We start from the raw sequence: 17958 nt of genomic DNA on the forward strand, positions 1-17958 counted from the left end.
ACGAGGAAAATCCATATATCTGATTACGATATTTACTGGCGGATGAAATGAATTTGCGAAAGAATCTTGACACTACCTTTTCCACTTACGGTCGAATGTCTTTTTTCGTTTTATTGGTGTTATACAGCATTTTACATACTATCATTTAATACCGACTAAAAATTATGATAATACTTGACATAATGTCATTATTGAATTAAAATGATAATTTACAAAAAACATTAATTGAAGTATAATACAAAATATAAGACAAAAATAAATGATTTTCTGAAAGGAGGCTAGTACTATGAATATTCAAATGAGAAAAAATATTGACCGTTTAGCGAATACTATTCAAGATATTTACCATATTAACGTCCCGATTCAAGATATGAATGAAGTAGTGCAGACTCTGGGAGGGAAAATTAATTTTGATTCGAATGTCATTGATGGCAAAATTCAAAAAAGTGGCAATGGGTTTAATATTTTTCTTGGGTCTCAAGATGTTAATTCTTCACGTAACCGTTTTACCATTGCACATGAAATAGGTCATCTATTTTTGCATATGGGGTATAAAATTGACTTACAGCGGTGGGAAAGTGTCAATGAGTCAGTATATAATCGTTTAGGTTTTTCGGCTGAAGAATCTCAGGCCAACGAATTTGCCGCAGCTTTTTTGATGCCAGATGAACAATTTTTGAAACAAGCGGAAATTACGTCGGCAGATTCAGTTCTTGACATTCCTGCTTTAGCCGAATATTTTCATGTATCGCAGCTTGCTGCTATTAATCGGGCAAAATATTTAGGGTTAATAAGTTGGTGACTTATTTGGAAAAAGATGAGAAAAGATTAAAAGAGTTTAAATCTTTAGTTGATGAAGCTAACAATAATAGTAGTGATAGGCAAAAAATAGCAGCACATGTTGATGTGGTGTTATTTTTTTCATACGATATTGTTGGTTCAACAAAGTATAAAGAATTGCATCCAGACGATTGGGCAGGTAAGATTAAGAAAATTTTTGAGGCAATTAAGCAACGTGTTAATACTGAAATCAAGATTGCTCATATTTGGAGAATATTAGGTGATGAAATTATTTTTGTCATGAAGGTCTCAGGGAAACAAATGAAGTTTTCTGAGCAAGCGATATTGTCTGATAGTGTTGCAGTAATTTACAAAATTTTGCAAGAGGCTACAGACGAAATAGAAGGTGGGACTAAAGAACTATCGTTAAAAGCAGCGGCGTGGATTGGTATTGTATCTGATGAGGAACATTATGAAACTGATACCAAAATACCAAAAAAATATAAAAACTTATTCTATAAATATACTGTTGATGAAACGAGAAATCGAAAAATTTTTGAATTTATGGGGAATGATATTGATGCGGGTTTTAGAATAAAACAATTTACTTATTCTAGACAATTAGTGTTGAGCTTTGAATTGGCTTATTTAATAAAAAAATTTATTAGCCATGGAGAATGCAAGAATATTGAATTAATTCATATGGGGTATAAGCCTTTAAAAGGTATTTGGTATGATAGGCCTTATCCTCTTATCTGGTATTATGATCAGAGCTATAAGAAAGTTAATTTTTTACAATCTTTACCTTATGATGCCGAGAATGAAAATTCAATAATCAAAAGCTATCAATCTCGTTATGGCAATCAATCTACTGATCAAAACATGACAAGCAATTTATTTGAAAAGATTGCTCATGATTTAGGGATAGACGATAAGTTAACAATAATTCAGCAAACACTAAAAAATGTAGAAAAGTCTATTGAAATTAATGACTGGTTATATAACGAAGACGAACTGCATTTGCACTTAGCTGCGGTATGTTGTGATTTTAAAAATAAACGTGTTTTCATCGCTAAGCGGTCAACAGCACGTGGTAAATATTCTGCATGCTGGGAATTTGGGTGTGCTAAAGCAAATAAAAGCCAAGGTTATATTGAGTGTATAAAAAAAGAATATGAAGACGATTTTGGATTAAAGATTAAGATTATGGTTTCATCTGACAGAGGGGAACAATGTCCTACACCATACGCATTATATGAAATTAAAGAAAATGGTGAGGAATTTCAATCAGATAAAGGAATTATTGTTTATGCGAAAATAATGAATGATAATATTGATGAATTTGCTAACAAAAAAGATTACAAGAAACATGAATGTTCGTTACTACTAACGGAAGAAGCAGCAAGCCGATTTTTGTCAGAAAATAAAAAATCTGTGCCTGATTTTAAAGATACTATTATGCATGCTTTTGATATTATGAAAAAAGATGAAGAAGATTATCAATGGAGGTGACTTTTTTTGGAACCAATAGAATATTTTGAAAAACAACTTGATCGTACTGATAAATGGCTTTCTTTTGCTGAAGCCAAAAATGCTGCACTGATTGCTTTGAATTTAGCTATGTGTGGGGTTATCGTTAAATGGATTGGAAAGCCTGAGATTGATCCTTTTTGTGTTAAAAGATTATTAATCGCAGATTTAGTGTTATTTATCATTTCTTTGCTTATTGCACTATTTTCATTTTTTCCAAATCTTTCTAAAACTCCTAAAATAAATTCTGATTCGAAGAAAAAAGATTCGAATTTTAACCTTGTTTTTTATGGAGATATTCAGTCGTTTAGTAGTGCAGAAGAATATATCAGATATTTTTGTTTACAATGTAAATATCCATTATCTGAAACGTTGAAAAGGCCATTTATTGATTTTGCTAATGAAATTATCATAAATAGTCAAATTACGGTTAGAAAATATAAACTTTTTAAGTGTGCATTAAATTTTGATATTTTTGCATTTGTTTTATTTCTATGCATTAGTTTTATGTAACATCACTTTACAACTTTTTCGTCACCTCAGCAGTTGATGATGCCAATTTACACGAGGTCCGAATTATGTCTGTTGAATTTTTTTTGGTATGGTCAATTGTTCGCGGCGGGCCGCCCTGACCGGGACGGCCCCTACGATGGCCCCGAGTGGGGCATATTTGTTTGATGGTGTAAAATAATTGGAGAAAGACCGGCTCATTCTGTAATGAATGTAGATAAGAAATGAATTTGGTGAAATATTATGAAACATAGGTGGCTTATTTTTCTTTGTTTTTTGCTTGTTTCTGCTGTCATCGGTGTGATTTGGTGGCATTCTATGCAGAATGGTGTGGCTTCACATGCCGAGAGCCGGCGTATGCTGGCTTTTGCTTTGTCTCATCTTCAGGGGACACGGCTGGCACCGTATTTAAGTGACGGGCATATCCGGCGCTTGGCGCATTTGACGGAATATACGACATTGGGCGTCGTGTTGAGCAGTTTTTCTGTTTTAATTTCGCGGCGTTCTCATAAAGTTTGGGTGCTCCTGATTGGAATCAGCGTGGCCGCGATTGACGAATATATTCAGCTGTTTTCCGGTGGCCGGACGTCGACGTGGCATGACGTGGTGCTCGACGGTGTCGGTTGTATAATTGGCATTGTTTTAGTCATGGTCATCCGGGGAGTGAAGCGGGGCATTTGTGCCATACGAAGATAGGGCCAGTGGCCTGCGTTATTATCAAGTCCGCTTGTATATGATATAATTAACGTTATAGTTGAATTATATTAAGGATACATAAGAAAGGTGGTTCGGTGAGTCGTATGGATCGGGATTTTGTGGTATCACAATTTACACGGTACGTCCAGGGCTTTGACCAAAAGGAAGAAGGCGTCCGGCTGAAGTATGCTCATTCTTTGCGGGTGAGTGGATTGTGTGAACAGATTGCTATGAGTCTGGATTTGTCTCAGGATGATGTGGATTTGGCCTGGCTCATCGGCGTCCTCCACGATATCGGCCGCTTTGAGCAGCTGCGGGAGTATCATACGTTCGTCGATTACCGGTCCATGGACCATGCCAAATACGGGGCGCATTACTTGTTTGCTGACGGCCATATCCGCGATTTTCTGGACGATATGAGCCAGGATGATGTGATTTGTATGGCTATTGACCAGCATAATGTCTATCAGCTTCGCCGGGATTTGACGCCGCGGCAGCAGCTCTTTTGCCAGCTCATCCGCGATGCCGACAAAATCGATATTTTCCGGGTCTATGTCATGTATATGCGCCAAAAGAAGAATATCTGGAACGTCGACTGGTCTGACTTTGAAAACCAGCCTATTTCCGATGTCGTCATGGCTCAGGCCCGCCAGGGAAAACTGGTGCGGACGCAGGATAAGAAGACCTTCATGGACTTTTATGTCGGTGCCCTCTGCCTCTATTTTGATTTAGTCTATCCCCGGAGCCAGCAGCTGGCGCGGGAACAGGGCTATCTCGATAGGCTCCTCGATTTCCATTCGCAGAACGCCGATAGTGAAGGTAAATTGGAAGAAATCCGTCGTTTGATTCGCAGGACGGGAACATTGCCTCATCCTTCATTTATTGATACAATATATAAAAATATGTAGTATATATTTGATTGATGACAAAATGAGTATTGTATCCTTAATAGTAGGGGGCTTAAAATTATGGAAATATTGATTACTGGCGGTGCTGGGTTCATTGGGTCACACATTTTGGCACAGCTCCAGGGACGGCGCGATATGGATGTCGTCGTGTTTGACAATTTGTCCAGCGGATCCAAAGAACATGTACCGGCTGGGATGGAACTGGTAGAAGGCGACGTCTGCGATGAAGCGGCTGTAGATGCCCTTTTTGCCGACCATCACTTTGATGCCGTCATCCACTTGGCGGCCCAGACGATGGTCCCGACTTCAGTGGAACAGCCTGTCCTCGATTGCCAGATTAATCTGGAAGGCGTCCTTCACGTGCTGGAAGCCTGCCGGATCCATGGCACAGGGCACATCCTTTTTTCGTCCAGTGCCGCTGTCTACGGCGACAACCTCCATATCCCCCTGAAAGAAACGGAACGGCTCGTGCCGACGTCCCCTTATGGTATCACTAAGATGACGACGGAACATTACCTGCGGGTCTATCACGAATTATATGGTATGGATGCGACGGTCTTCCGCTTTGCCAACGTCTATGGCGAACGGCAGGGCGAAAAGGGCGAAGGCGGCGTCGTCAGTATTTTCTGCAAGCTTTTGTCCCAGCGTCAGGGAATCACGGTTTTCGGCGACGGCAATCAGACCCGCGATTTCGTCTATGCCGGCGATATTGCCCAGGCCATCATCCGGGCGCTGCCGCTCAAAGGCTGTCACACGATGAACGTGTCGACCGGACAGGAAACGAGCATCAACGATTTGATCCGCAGTTTTGAAAAAGCCGTGGGCTATACGGTCCCCGTCCAGTATACGGCACCCAGGACGGGCGATATCCTGCGGTCGGTCCTCAGTAATGAGACCTTGAAAAGGGATTTAGGTTTTGTGCCGGCAATGGATTTGGAAGAAGGAATCCGTCGGACCTATGACTGGTACCGCAGCCAATGGACGAAGTAAGGCGCTTTTTGCCTTGACAGGCTTCCCAAAACATGACACAATTAATTAGATATGCCTATATACATTTATATACAGGAGGGGTAGCCTATGGCAGATGATCGCATCATTACGGCTTTGGACGTCCATTCATTGGATGATATGAAGAAGCTCGTTGAAACCCTTGGCGATAGTGTTTCTTTTTATAAAGTCGGGATGGAACTCTTTTACAGTGCCGGTCCCGATGCAGTACGGTATTTGAAGGACCAGGGGAAACATGTTTTCCTCGATTTGAAGGTCCACGATATTCCCAATACGGTGGCCCAGAGCATCCGCGCCCTGACCCGTCTCGGCGCCGACCTCATGACGCTGCACGGCACAGGCGGCCGGGCTATGATGGAAGCGGCAGCCGAAGCTGTCCGCGATGAAGCGGCCAAATTGAATATCGAACGGCCGCGCCTGCTGGCTGTAACGGTCCTGACCAGTATCGACGAAGACGCGTGGAAGGAAATCGGCGGCAAGTACAGCATTGCCGAATCGGTCAAGAATCTGGCGAAACTGGCCAAGGAAGCCGGTATCGACGGCACCGTCTCTTCGCCGTATGAAGCTAAAGAAATCCGGGAAATGAATGGTCCCGATTTCCTCATCGTCACGCCGGGCATCCGTCCGACGTTTGCCGTAGCCAATGACCAGAAGCGGTTCACGACGCCGTCTCAGGCTTTGCGCGACGGGGCATCTCATTTAGTCATCGGCCGTCCGATTACCAAGGCCGCCGATCCTAAGGAAGCAGCCCAAAAGATTTTAGCAGAAATTCAGGGGGTATAATCAATCATGATGACAGAAGCAGAAGTAAGACAGTTGTTAGTAGACACCAAGGCCGTCCTCGAAGGCCATTTCCTCTTGACGTCGGGCCTGCACAGCCCGCTGTATGTTGAAAAGTTCAACGTCCTCCAGCATCCGGAATATACGGAAAAGCTCTGCAAGGAATTGGCAGAACGTTTCAAGGACCAGAACGTCCAGACCGTCATGGGTCCTATGACCGGCGGCATCCTGCTGGCTCATGAAGTCGGCAAGGCACTTGGTACGCGGGCTATCTTCACGGAACGTGAAAAGGGCGTCATGACACTGCGCCGCGGTTTCCACATCGAACCGGGTGAACGCGTCCTCATCGTCGAAGATATCGTCACGACTGGCGGTTCCGTCCAGGAAGTCGTCAATGTCGTCAAGAAAGCCGGCGGCGTCATCGTCGGTGTCGGCCTCCTCGTCGACCGCAGCGGCGGTAAAGCTGAATTCGGCGTACCGAAAGATAAAGTCCAGGCTCTCCTGCATTTGACCGTCCCGACGTACAAACCGGAAGAATGCCCGCTCTGCAAACAGGGCATCCCCATGACTGAACGGGGCAGCCACCATCTGAAATAATCTGGGTCAGGAGATGTTTTGTTCATGGAAATGTTATCGGCCATAGCGCCTTTCTTCGTGGCTGGCCTGATGGGGACGGTGTTCGCCCGTTTTACGGGTATCAATATGAGCATGTGCGTCCTCCTCATGTTCTTGTACATGGGGGCCAAGCCTGTCGAATGTATTGCCGCTATGTTGATGTTTAATGTCTTTACGTATTTTACGGTGTACTCTCAGCTCCACGTCATGAAGATCAAGAGTTTCACCTTTTTCCCCGGCGTGCGCCTGGCCATCCCGATTTTGATCACCATCGCCCTGGCTGCGCTCAATCCCTTCATTGGCATCGTCTTTTTCGTCTTTACCTTCCTCATGGAAATCTTTGCCAAGATTTATAAGGAAATGGATGCCAAGTCGCGGCCGACGAAAGGGAAAATCGGCCAGATGGTCGTCATCGCCGGTATCCTGGTGACTATCGGTGCAGCTATCGTCCAGTTCATCCCGGAAAATTACTACTACATCGTCGGCGGCGTGACCATCTTGATTTACGCCTTCGTCATGTGGCGGACGGGAGACCGCCGCAAGGGGACGGCCTGGTGGGATAAGATGCTCTACGCATCGACGTTCCTCACCGGCCTGAGCGGTATCGACGGGACCGATTGGCTTACGGCGATGCGCCGCAATCCCGAATCGGTGTTGTCCAAGTGCTATCCCATCGTCATCAACGGGGCCATGATCATCGGCCTGCTGGCGTCGTATGCCATGTACCAGTATTTCTCGCTGGGCGCCCTGTTCGCTACTATCGGCTCGGCCGTCGGCATCCGCCTGTTCGGCTTGTATGAACATAAAGAAAAGGGAAGCTTCTCGTACCTCACCCTGGGCATTGCCGTCCTGGCAGCCCTGGTGTTCATGATCATCCAGCCAGTACCGACGGGATTCCCCGTCGTACCCATGGCCGACCAGACGGGATTCTTTGATTTTTAGTTTTGCAAAAAAGCGCTGTCTTCTATGGCAGCGCTTTTTTTGCAAGGCTCCCTTTATAGGGGAGCTGGCCGCCGAAGGCGGTCTGAGAGGTTGTTTTTAAATATTAGCAGGAAAACGGCGGGATTTGTCGAATATATTATATATGTCTTTATTTATGACTCATTTTTGTGTTTTGGATAAAGGGGGAATCCCTTATGAAGAAGAGTATTATCTTAGCCATGGTCGTGGCGGCTTTGGCTTGCGGGCCGGCCTGGGCCTATGATGAAGGGCCGGTTATGGGGCCGTATACGTCGATTCCGGGGCTGACGGCTGTGCAGCAGTGCCAGCTGACCGTTGCCGGCAAGGTCATGGACCCGGCTGATGGAGCCGTATTACAGGAAAATAACGTGGTCATGATTCCTCTGCGTAAAGTGGCGGAACAACTCGGTTATACCGTGACCTGGGATCCTGACGACCAGAGCGTCCGCGTCGAAATGAATATCGCCTATATCATCGTCAAACCCGGTGAAGACTGGTACGAACGGATCGGGACAATCAAGAAGGTCAACTTGAACCACATCTTCCAGTACGGTGCCGGCCCGGTCAATGTCAACGGTACGATGTACGTCCCGGCCCAGCTCTTTGAAGCCTTTTACAACAGCGTCACCATTACGCCCCAGGCCGTGACCATTACGCCGGCATCGACGGATTGAAGTCGTGAAAAAACTGCTTGACTTTATAGGCCCTGGCCGATACAATATATAGAAGAATATGTGGCAGTCCCGTGAGGCTGTGCGATTCTAATACTTTCAGATTGAACCTTTAATATAGTCCGGAGAGGCTAAAAAGGGACATATTTTGCCATGCTTATAATATGACCTTTGCCCTGCGGCAGAGGTCTTTTTTTACAAGGAGGATTCGATGGTTAGTATACAGGGCAAAAGCCTGTTGGGGCTCCAGGGAGTACCGAAAGAAGAAATTGAGTTGATACTGCAGGTAGCTAAGAAGATGAAAGCCGTCGTCAACAGCGGGAATAAGAAGTTATCCCTGCTCAAAGGGAAATCGGTGGTCAACATGTTCTGGGAACCGAGCACGCGTACGCGCGGTTCCTTTGAAATGGCTGCCAAGTATCTCGGCGCCGATGTCATCAACTTCACGCCGCGGGGAAGCTCCATCCAGAAAGGCGAAAGTTTCCGCGATACCCTGCTGACGGTAACGGCCATGGGTGTCGATGCCATCGTCATGCGTCAGAAACAGGAAGGTTCGCCTTGGTTTGCCGACCGCTGCGTCGACCCGATCATCATCAACGCCGGTGATGGCGCCCACGAACATCCGACGCAGGGCCTCCTCGACATGTTCACCATTCAGGAAGTCAAAGGCCATATCGACGGCTTGAAGGTCGTCATCGTCGGCGATATCGACCACGGCCGCGTCGCCCGCTCCAATATTTACGGCCTCAAGACCATGGGTGCTGACGTCCACCTCGTCGGTCCGCGGACACTGCTCCAGCCGGAATTGGAAGCCATGGGCGTCAAAGTCCACTACGACTTGAAGGAAGCCATCCAGGATGCAGACGTCATCAACGTCCTGCGCATCCAGAAAGAACGCCAGGGCATCGGCTTCTTACCCAGCGCCGGTGAATACAATTCGCTCTTCGGTATCAACCGCGACCGCCTCAAGTGGGCTAAAGACGACGTCCTCGTCCTTCATCCGGGTCCCATGAACCGGGGCATCGAAATCGAACCGGATACATGTTACAGTGAATTTTCTTCGATTCAGGAACAGGTCAAGAACGGCGTATCCGTCCGTATGGCCGTATTATATCTGACAATTATGGGAGGCGATGACGTTGACACTACTCGTTAAAGGCGGCAGAGTCGTAAATCCGGCCATGCAGCAGGATGAAATTTGTGACATTCTCATTGAAAATGGTAAAATTAAGGAAGTCGGAGCCAATCTGAGCGCTGACGGCGCCGAAATCTTCGACGCATCGGGCCTCGTCGTAGCACCGGGCTTCATCGATATGCACGTCCATCTCCGCCAGCCCGGCCAGTCCGGCAAGGAAACGATTGAAACGGGGACGAAGGCAGCTGCTGCCGGCGGCATCACCCGCGTTGCGACCATGCCGAATACCAAGCCGGTCATCGATTCGGCAATCATCGTCGACGGCATGAAGTATAAAATCGAACGGGAAGCCAAAGTCAAAGTCGAAATCATCGGCGCCATCTCCAAGGGCCTCCAGGGCCAGGAACTGGCCGCTATGGGCGCCATGGCCAAAGAAGGCGTCGCCGCTTTCTCCGATGACGGCCGTTACGTCGAAAACTGCGATTTCATGCGCAAAGCCATGGAATATGCCAGCATGTTCCACAAGGTCATCATCGACCACTGCGAAGAACAGAGCCTCGTCGAAGGCGGCAACATGCATGAAGGCGTCGTTTCCAACGAACTGGGCATCAAAGGCCGTCCGGCTGTCGCCGAAGACATTGCCGTCGCCCGCGATATTTTCCTGGCCGAAGCGACACACACGCCGGTCCACATCGCTCACATCAGCACCAAGAACGCTGTCGAACTGGTCCGCCAGGCCAAGAAGCGCGGCGTCCAGGTCACGGCAGAAGTCACGCCGCAGCACCTCATCCTGACCGATGAAGCCCTGCGCACTTTTGAAACACGGTATAAAGTCAACCCGCCGATCCGCTCGGAAGAACACCGCGCAGCCTGCGTCGCCGGCCTGCAGGATGGCACCATCGATGCCGTCGTCACCGACCACGCACCGCATGAATGGGAAGAAAAGGACCAGGAATTCAACCTGGCTCCCAGCGGCTTCGTCGGCTTGGAAACGAGCGTCGGCGCCATGCTGACTTATATGTATCATACGGGTCATATCGACCTCATGACTCTGGTCAATGCCATGTCGACGGCACAGGCCAAGATCCTCGGCCTCGATGCCGGTGTCATCGCACCGGGCAAGGATGCCGATTTGACCGTACTCGATCTCGATAAAGAATGGACGGTAGATTCCTCGAAATTCTATTCTAAGGGAAAAGCGTCGCCTTTCGATGAAATGATTTTCAAAGGCAAGGCCGCAGCTACCATCGTCAATGGTGAAATTGTAATGAAAAACGGGGAGGTTTTATAATGAAAGGTGTCCTCATATTAGAGAATGGACAGAAGTTTTATGGCAACATGCTGATGGATGAACCAGCTGTCGGCGAAGTTGTCTTCAATACGGGCATGACAGGCTATCAGGAAACGTTCACCGATCCGTCCTATGCCGGTCAGATCATTACCATGACCTACCCGCTCATCGGTAACTACGGTTTGTTCCACGAAATCGAACAGGCCGACCGTCCCTATGCTGCCGGCTTCATCGTCAGCGAGCTCTGTGAAGAACCGAGCAACTGGCAGAACGAAGGCAAGCTGTCTACCTTTATTATGACACACCACATCCCCTGCCTCTACGGCGTCGATACGCGTGCCATTACGCGGGCCATCCGCAGCCAGGGCGTCATGAAAGGCGTCATCGTGCCGGAAACGATGGAAGAAAGCGCTATCAAGGAACTCTTCGATACGCCGCTGGAAACGCAGCTCGTCCGCCGCGTCACGACGCGTGAAATCAAGCATATGGGCGATGGCCGCTTCCATGTCGCCGTCATGGATTACGGTGCCAAAGCCAACATCCTGCGCGAACTGGTCAACAGCGACTGCCGCCTGACCCTTTTCCCGGCTGAAACCAAGGCTGAAGAAGTCCTGGCCGTCAATCCGGACGGTATCTTCCTGAGCAACGGCCCTGGCGACCCGAAAGACGTCCCGTACATCGTCGAAGAAGTCAAGAAGATGATCGGCAAGAAACCGATTTTCGGCATCTGCCTGGGCCTTCAGATGCTCGGCCTGGCTCTGGGCGGCAAGAGCCGCAAGCTGACCTTCGGCCACCGCGGTGCCAACCATCCGGTCAAGGATATCCGCACGGGCCGCGTCTACATCACGTCCCAGAACCACGGCTATGTCATCGACGAAGCCTCTCTGCCCGATGACGTCGTCATCACCCATCGCAACCTCCACGACAACACCCTCGAAGGTTTTGAAGTCCCGTCCAAGAAGATCATGTGCGTCCAGTACCATCCGGAAGCTTCGCCGGGACCGACTGATAATTTGTATCTGTTTACACAATTCGTCAAGATGATGGAGGAAAACTAACATGATAGAAGGATTGAAGAAAGTACTCGTTATCGGTTCGGGCCCTATTATCATCGGTCAGGCCGCTGAATTCGACTATGCCGGCACTCAGGCCTGCCGCGCCTTGAAGGAAGAAGGACTGGAAGTCGTCCTCATCAACAGCAACCCGGCGACGATCATGACCGACGAAGACATTGCCGACCGTGTCTATGTCGAACCGATTTCCCTCGACTACGTGACGGAAGTCATTGAAAAAGAACGGCCTGACGGCCTGCTGGCTACCCTTGGCGGCCAGGTCGGCCTGAATATGGCTGTCGAACTGGCTAACGCCGGTGTCCTGGAAAAATATAACGTCCAGCTCCTCGGGACGCATCTGTCGGCTATCGAAGAAGCCGAAGACCGGGCACTCTTCAAGAAAGCCATGAAAGATATCAACCAGCCTGTTCCGGAAAGCGATATCTTTGAAGACGTCCCGTCGGCCATCGAATTCGCCGACAAAATCGGCTATCCGATCATCGTCCGTCCGGCCTTTACCCTTGGCGGTACCGGCGGCGGCATCGCCCACGACGAAGACGAATTGTTCATGATCGCCACGCGCGGCATCAAACTCAGCCCGATCAACCAGATCCTCGTCGAACGCTCCGTTGCCGGCTGGAAGGAAATCGAATACGAAGTCATGCGCGATAAGGCCGACAACTGCATCATCGTCTGCAACATGGAAAACATCGACCCAGTCGGCATCCATACGGGCGACTCCATCGTCGTCGCACCGAGCCAGACCCTGAACGACTTGCAGTACCAGATGCTGCGTACGGCATCGCTGGACATCATCCGCCGCTTGAAGATCGAAGGCGGCTGCAACGTCCAGTACGCCCTGGACCCGAACAGCAACCAGTATTACGTCATCGAAGTCAATCCCCGTGTCAGCCGTTCGTCGGCCCTGGCTTCCAAAGCGACGGGCTATCCTATCGCCAAAGTTGCCGCCAAAGTCGCTACAGGCCTGACCCTGGACCAGATTACCAATGCCGTTACGGGCAAGACGACGGCCTGCTTCGAACCGACCCTCGACTATTGCGTCGTCAAATTCCCGCGCTGGCCTTTTGAAAAATTCGCCCTCGCCGACAAGACCCTGGGCACGCAGATGAAGGCTACGGGCGAAGTCATGGCCCTCGACCGCTGCTTTGAAGGGGCTCTGCTCAAAGCCGTCCGCTCCCTGGAAATCGGCGTCAACTATATTTCCATGAAGAAGCTCGAAAGCAAGTCCCTCATCGACATCGTCGAACTCCTGCAGAAGCAGGATGATGAACGGCTCTTCGTCGTCGCTCAGGCCCTGCGCCTCGGCATCAGCGAAGAAAAGATTCATTACATCACGGGCTATGACCTGTGGTTCCTCCATAAGATCAAGAACATCATCGACTTGGAATTCGACTTGAAGCGCAACAACCTGACGGTCGATAACATCCGCCTGGCTAAACGCTACAGCATGCCGGATGCCGTCATCGCCGGCTTCACCAACAAGACGGAAGACGAAGTCCGCCAGTTCCGCCTCGACCACGGCATTACGCCGACCTTCAAGATGGTCGATACGTGCGCTGCCGAATTTGAAGCCGCTACGCCGTATTACTATTCGTGCTATGCCGACGAAGACGAAGTCAAGCCCCTGGGCAAGAAGAGCGTCATCGTCCTCGGTTCCGGCCCAATCCGCATCGGTCAGGGTATCGAATTCGACTACTGCTCGGTCCATTCGGCCTGGGCCCTGCGCAAAGCCGGCATGAACAGCATCATCGTCAACAACAACCCGGAAACGGTCAGCACCGACTTCGATACGTCGGACAGCCTGTACTTTGAACCGCTCACCGTCGAAGACGTCATGGCTGTCGTCGACAAGGAAAAACCGGTCGGCGTCATCTGCCAGTTCGGCGGCCAGACGGCTATCAACCTGGCAGCTCCACTGGCCAAACGGGGCGTTACCGTCCTCGGTACGTCTGTTGACGGCATGGACCGCGCCGAAGACCGCGAACGCTTCGACGAAGTCCTGGCCAAATTGAACATTCCCCGTCCGGACGGCCGCATCGCTACCAGCGATAAAGAAGCCATGAAGGTTTCCAAGGAATTGGAATTCCCGCTCATCGTCCGCCCGTCTTACGTCCTCGGCGGCCGGGCTATGGAAATCGTCTATAACGAAAAAGAATTGGAACGCTATCTCCGTGAAGCCGTCATCGCTTCACCGGACCACCCGATCCTCATCGACGAATACATGGTCGGCCGTGAAGTCGAAGTCGACGCCGTTGCCGACGGTACTGACGTCTACATCCCGGGCATCATGGAACAGGTCGAACGGGCCGGCGTCCATTCCGGTGACTCCATCGCCGTCTATCCGCCGCAGCACTTGGACCAGGATATGATCAACCAGATTGTCGACTACACGACGCGCATTTCCCTGGAACTCCAGGTCAAAGGTTCGGTCAACATCCAGTTCGTCGTTTCCCGCGGCAAGTTGTACATCATCGAAGTCAACCCGCGTTCGAGCCGTACTGTTCCCTTCCTGAGCAAGGTCACCCATTTCCCGATTGTCGAAATCGCAACCCGCATCGCCCTCGGCGAAACTTTGAAGGACATGGGCTATCACAGCGGTCTCATGCCGGCCAAGAAACACGTCGCCGCCAAGGCTCCAGTCTTCTCGTTCAGTAAGATCGGCCTGGCTGAAATCGCCCTCGGGCCGGAAATGAAATCGACTGGCGAAGTCATGGGTATCGGCCATTCGTACTCCGAAGCCCTGTACAAAGCCGTCAATGGCGCTAAGATGAAGATCCCCGCTGGCGGTACGATCCTGGTCACCGTCGCCGACCGCGATAAAGCCGAAGCCCTCCAGCTGGCTGAAGGCTTCAAGGAATTGGGCTATCACATCATCGCCACCGAAGGGACAGGCAAATACTTCAACGACCACGGCATGCCCGTCGACATCGTCCGCAAGATCCACGAAGGCGGCCAGAATATCGCCACCCTGATCCGCAACGGCAAAATCGACTTGGTCCTCAACACCCTGACCTATGGCAAACACCCGGAACGCGACGGCTTCAACCTCCGCCGCATGGCCGTAGAACTTGCCGTTCCCTGCCTGACCTCCCTCGATACAGCCCGTGAAGTCCTCCGCGTCTTTGCCAACAAAGGCAAAAACGAAGGCTATCACCACGTCGCTGCCTTGCAGGATTATGATATGGAATAACTTATAGTTTGTAGTATGGAGTTTGTAGTTTGTAGAAGCTGGTTTTAAATTTTTTACCATTTTCTGCAAACTAAAAACTACAAACTTAAAACTCAAAAAGAGGCTGTCGCACGTGCGACAGCCTCTTTTTTGTCGTATAATAAAGGCATACTTTGAAGGGAGGTTTTTGGTATGAATATGAAACGTGGGTTAATGATTCTATCATTAGGGGCCGCGGTGGCCCTCGGAGGTTTTGGCAGCGGTCAGGCTTTTTTCAACAGTCCTTTGGCTGCGAATAGTCATTACCGGCCGATTAATTTTGGCATGGGTTATGAAATGTACGTCGATTTGAGTTCGCTGGAAACCGTGAAGGATGATGGTCAGGGCTGGATTTTTAAGGTCAATCTCTTCCGGTCGCCAGAGGATTCGGGGAATATTGAAGGGACGTATACCCTGACTTATAAGGTGGCTCATGGCCAGGCCTGGCTGTATAATGATTCGACCCATAGCTGGCAGGAAATCCCTATGCGCAAGAAGGAAATCAAGCACAATCAGATTGCCGATTTCGTCGCCGTCAATCTCTGTTACAAGCAGAAGACGGGCCAATATCTGAATGACGACTATGGCTATGCCAAGGGTATGGAGCGTTACTACAAGGGGGAGTAACGGCGGGAACGGCCCTTCGGGGACCGGCACTGCGCCGCGGTGACTGCATCGGCATCGCAGCGCCGGCCACGCACGATGAAGGCCAGGATATTTCTGCGGCCGTAGCCCGGTTGGAACGGGCCGGTTATCGCGTCAAGATGACGCCGACGGTCACTGGGAATTATGGTTTCTTTTCCGGGACCGATGCGGACCGGGCCCGCGATATCAATGCCTTGTTCCACGACGATGATGTCAAGGCCATTATCTGCCTCAATGGCGGCTACGGCTCGGCGCGTATCCTCGATAAGCTGGATTATGACTATATCGCGTCTCATCCCAAACTGGTCGTCGGCTTCAGCGATGTGACGGCCTTGCAGACTGCCCTTTGGGAAAAATGCCGCTTAGTCACAGCCAATGGACCGCTCATGGTCACCCTCGGCGGCTCCGATGCCTATACGGCAGGCCAGTTCTTCCAGGGCCTTACGACAGCTGCATGGCAAGGCCCTCTGGCCCTGCCGGCCGGGCGGAAGCTGACGACCGTCGTTCCGGGACAGGCGGAAGGGCCGATTGTCGGCGGCAATCTGACGGTTCTCACATCCCTTGTCGGCACGCCTTATGCCCTCGACGGGACGGGCTGTATCCTGGTCCTGGAGGATACTGGCGAAGATGCTTACCGCATTGACCGCATGCTGAACCAGCTCTGGCAGAGCGGCCTTTTGTCCCGCGTCGCCGCCATCGCCTATGGCGATTTCACCGACTGCCCCAACGACCCAGGCGACTTCACGACGGACCAGGTCCTGGATTATTATGCCCATCTGGCTGGGAAACCCGCCATCAAAGGACTGCCCGTCGGCCATACCAAGGACAAGGCCTTCGTGCCTTACGGTGTCAAGGTCCGCCTCGATGCCGACGGGGAAGGTGCATCGCTTACCTTTATTGATGTTTGATGTTAGGCGGGCCGCAGCCTCTGCTGTCCGTTCTGGCAACCGTCCTGCGCCTTCCGTTGGTCGGCACCTGACGGGCCAGAAAGGCCCTTGGGACGGCCCCTACGGTTATTTACGATTATTTATGTAAAAAATCGTGCATAATTCTTGACAAAATATTAAAATGCATATATAATGAATAAAAATTCAACAAATAGTCAGGGCACAGCCCATGTGATATAGGAGTGATGAAGTGTGAAAACGAAAGTATTCATTGATGGTCATGAAGGGACGACGGGCCTTCGGATTCATGAACGGCTCAGTACCCGCCAGGATATCGAATTGGTTCCCATTGCCGACGATGTCCGCAAGGATCCCGACGCCATCCGGGCCTGCATGAAACAGGCCGACATCGCCTTCCTTTGTCTCCCTGACGGTGCCGCAGCCGAAGCCGTAACCCTGGCTGAAGGTTGTGATGTCCGCCTCATCGACACGTCGACCGGGCAGCGGGTAGCACCGGGCTGGATCTATGGTTTCCCCGAATTATCGCCCCAGCAGGCCGCAGCCATTGCCAAGAGCGACCGCGTCGGCAATCCGGGTTGCCACGCCAGCGGCGCCATTTCCATTTTACAGCCCCTGACAGAAGCCGGCATCGTTCCGGCCGATTATCCGGTGACGGCTTTTTCCCTGACCGGGTACAGCGGCGGCGGCAAGAAGATGATTGCCCAGTACGAAGGCGACAAAGGGCAGGATTTATATGCACCGCGCCAGTACGGCCTGGTACAGCAGCACAAGCACCTGCCGGAAATCGTCACCATCTGCCATTTGACGCAGGAACCGGTCTTTACGCCTATCGTCGACGACTACTACAGTGGCATGGAAGTCATGATTCCTTTCTTCAGCCACTTGCTGGCGAAAAAGGTGACGGCTCACGACGTCTGGCAGGTTTTGGCCAGCCATTACGACGGCTGCCCCTTCGTCCACGTCCTTCCTTTTGGCGAAGACAAGGGCGGCTTCATCGCAGCCAATGATATGAGCGGCTACGACGATATGGAAATCCTGGTCACCGGCAATGACCAGCGCATCATGGTCACGTCCTTGTTCGACAACCTCGGCAAAGGCGCTTCCGGTGCGGCTATCCAGAATATGAACCTCATGATGGGTATTGATCCCACGACGGGGCTGAATTTAACCTGATTCTGCAAGAAGTCTCCCGCCTCTTTAGGCGGTGAGATGAATTGCAGGTTTTTCTGAGGGTTCGATG

Annotated in this window: 17 protein-coding genes; all 17 read left to right on the forward strand. The window is 50.4% G+C overall.

Annotation, left to right across the window (positions count from 1 at the left end):
- The first annotated feature begins 286 nt into the window (after positions 1–286).
- The gene (locus tag WMO23_RS07955) at positions 287–802 is read left to right on the forward strand and encodes an ImmA/IrrE family metallo-endopeptidase (RefSeq protein ID WP_349173733.1); all 516 of its coding nucleotides are present in this window, start codon (positions 287–289) and stop codon (positions 800–802) included.
- The gene (locus WMO23_RS07960; protein ID WP_349173735.1) at positions 799–2292 is read left to right on the forward strand and encodes a hypothetical protein; all 1494 of its coding nucleotides are present in this window, start codon (positions 799–801) and stop codon (positions 2290–2292) included. Before WMO23_RS07955 ends, WMO23_RS07960 begins: the two co-directional genes overlap by 4 nt.
- Before the next feature lie 6 nt (positions 2293–2298).
- Positions 2299–2823 carry a Pycsar system effector family protein gene (locus WMO23_RS07965; RefSeq protein ID WP_349173737.1) on the forward strand — a complete coding sequence of 175 codons (525 nt, stop codon included), beginning with the start codon at positions 2299–2301 and terminating at the stop codon, positions 2821–2823.
- 240 nt (positions 2824–3063) lie between these two features.
- Complete coding sequence (locus tag WMO23_RS07970) at positions 3064–3516, forward strand: VanZ family protein (RefSeq protein ID WP_349173739.1); 453 nt, start codon at positions 3064–3066, stop codon at positions 3514–3516.
- A 119-nt stretch (positions 3517–3635) separates the two neighbouring features.
- Positions 3636–4424, forward strand: coding sequence for an HD domain-containing protein (locus WMO23_RS07975; protein WP_349173741.1), 789 nt, complete (start codon positions 3636–3638; stop codon positions 4422–4424).
- A gap of 60 nt (positions 4425–4484) precedes the next feature.
- Positions 4485–5414 carry an NAD-dependent epimerase/dehydratase family protein gene (locus WMO23_RS07980; protein WP_349173743.1) on the forward strand — a complete coding sequence of 310 codons (930 nt, stop codon included), beginning with the start codon at positions 4485–4487 and terminating at the stop codon, positions 5412–5414.
- A gap of 87 nt (positions 5415–5501) precedes the next feature.
- The gene (gene pyrF, locus WMO23_RS07985; protein WP_020310987.1) at positions 5502–6215 is read left to right on the forward strand and encodes an orotidine-5'-phosphate decarboxylase; all 714 of its coding nucleotides are present in this window, start codon (positions 5502–5504) and stop codon (positions 6213–6215) included.
- A gap of 6 nt (positions 6216–6221) precedes the next feature.
- Positions 6222–6809, forward strand: a complete 588-nt coding sequence (gene pyrE / locus WMO23_RS07990; RefSeq protein WP_020310986.1) for an orotate phosphoribosyltransferase — start codon at positions 6222–6224, stop codon at positions 6807–6809.
- A gap of 24 nt (positions 6810–6833) precedes the next feature.
- The gene (locus WMO23_RS07995) at positions 6834–7769 is read left to right on the forward strand and encodes a type II secretion system F family protein (RefSeq protein ID WP_020310985.1); all 936 of its coding nucleotides are present in this window, start codon (positions 6834–6836) and stop codon (positions 7767–7769) included.
- Between the two features lie 194 nt (positions 7770–7963).
- Complete coding sequence (locus WMO23_RS08000) at positions 7964–8461, forward strand: copper amine oxidase N-terminal domain-containing protein (protein WP_292108153.1); 498 nt, start codon at positions 7964–7966, stop codon at positions 8459–8461.
- Between the two features lie 208 nt (positions 8462–8669).
- Positions 8670–9614, forward strand: coding sequence for an aspartate carbamoyltransferase catalytic subunit (locus WMO23_RS08005; RefSeq protein ID WP_020310983.1), 945 nt, complete (start codon positions 8670–8672; stop codon positions 9612–9614).
- Positions 9598–10884 carry a dihydroorotase gene (locus tag WMO23_RS08010; RefSeq protein ID WP_020310982.1) on the forward strand — a complete coding sequence of 429 codons (1287 nt, stop codon included), beginning with the start codon at positions 9598–9600 and terminating at the stop codon, positions 10882–10884. The genes WMO23_RS08005 and WMO23_RS08010 overlap by 17 nt, the downstream gene beginning before the upstream one ends.
- Entirely contained in the window at positions 10884–11942 is a 1059-nt protein-coding gene (gene carA / locus WMO23_RS08015; RefSeq protein ID WP_020310981.1) for a glutamine-hydrolyzing carbamoyl-phosphate synthase small subunit, read from the forward strand. Before WMO23_RS08010 ends, carA begins: the two co-directional genes overlap by 1 nt.
- Position 11943: 1 nt before the next feature.
- Positions 11944–15147: a carbamoyl-phosphate synthase large subunit gene (gene carB / locus WMO23_RS08020; RefSeq protein ID WP_020310980.1), complete on the forward strand. Its 3204-nt coding sequence runs from the start codon at positions 11944–11946 to the stop codon at positions 15145–15147.
- 171 nt (positions 15148–15318) lie between these two features.
- Entirely contained in the window at positions 15319–15792 is a 474-nt protein-coding gene (locus tag WMO23_RS08025) for a hypothetical protein (protein WP_239639660.1), read from the forward strand.
- 53 nt (positions 15793–15845) lie between these two features.
- Complete coding sequence (locus WMO23_RS08030; RefSeq protein ID WP_303267894.1) at positions 15846–16718, forward strand: S66 peptidase family protein; 873 nt, start codon at positions 15846–15848, stop codon at positions 16716–16718.
- Positions 16719–16949: 231 nt separating this feature from the next.
- Positions 16950–17891, forward strand: a complete 942-nt coding sequence (gene argC, locus WMO23_RS08035; RefSeq protein ID WP_303267890.1) for an N-acetyl-gamma-glutamyl-phosphate reductase — start codon at positions 16950–16952, stop codon at positions 17889–17891.
- The last annotated feature ends 67 nt before the right edge of the window (positions 17892–17958 follow it).

The organism is Megasphaera intestinihominis (assembly GCF_040096415.1).
Classification (GTDB): Bacteria; Bacillota; Negativicutes; order Veillonellales; family Megasphaeraceae; genus Megasphaera; species Megasphaera intestinihominis.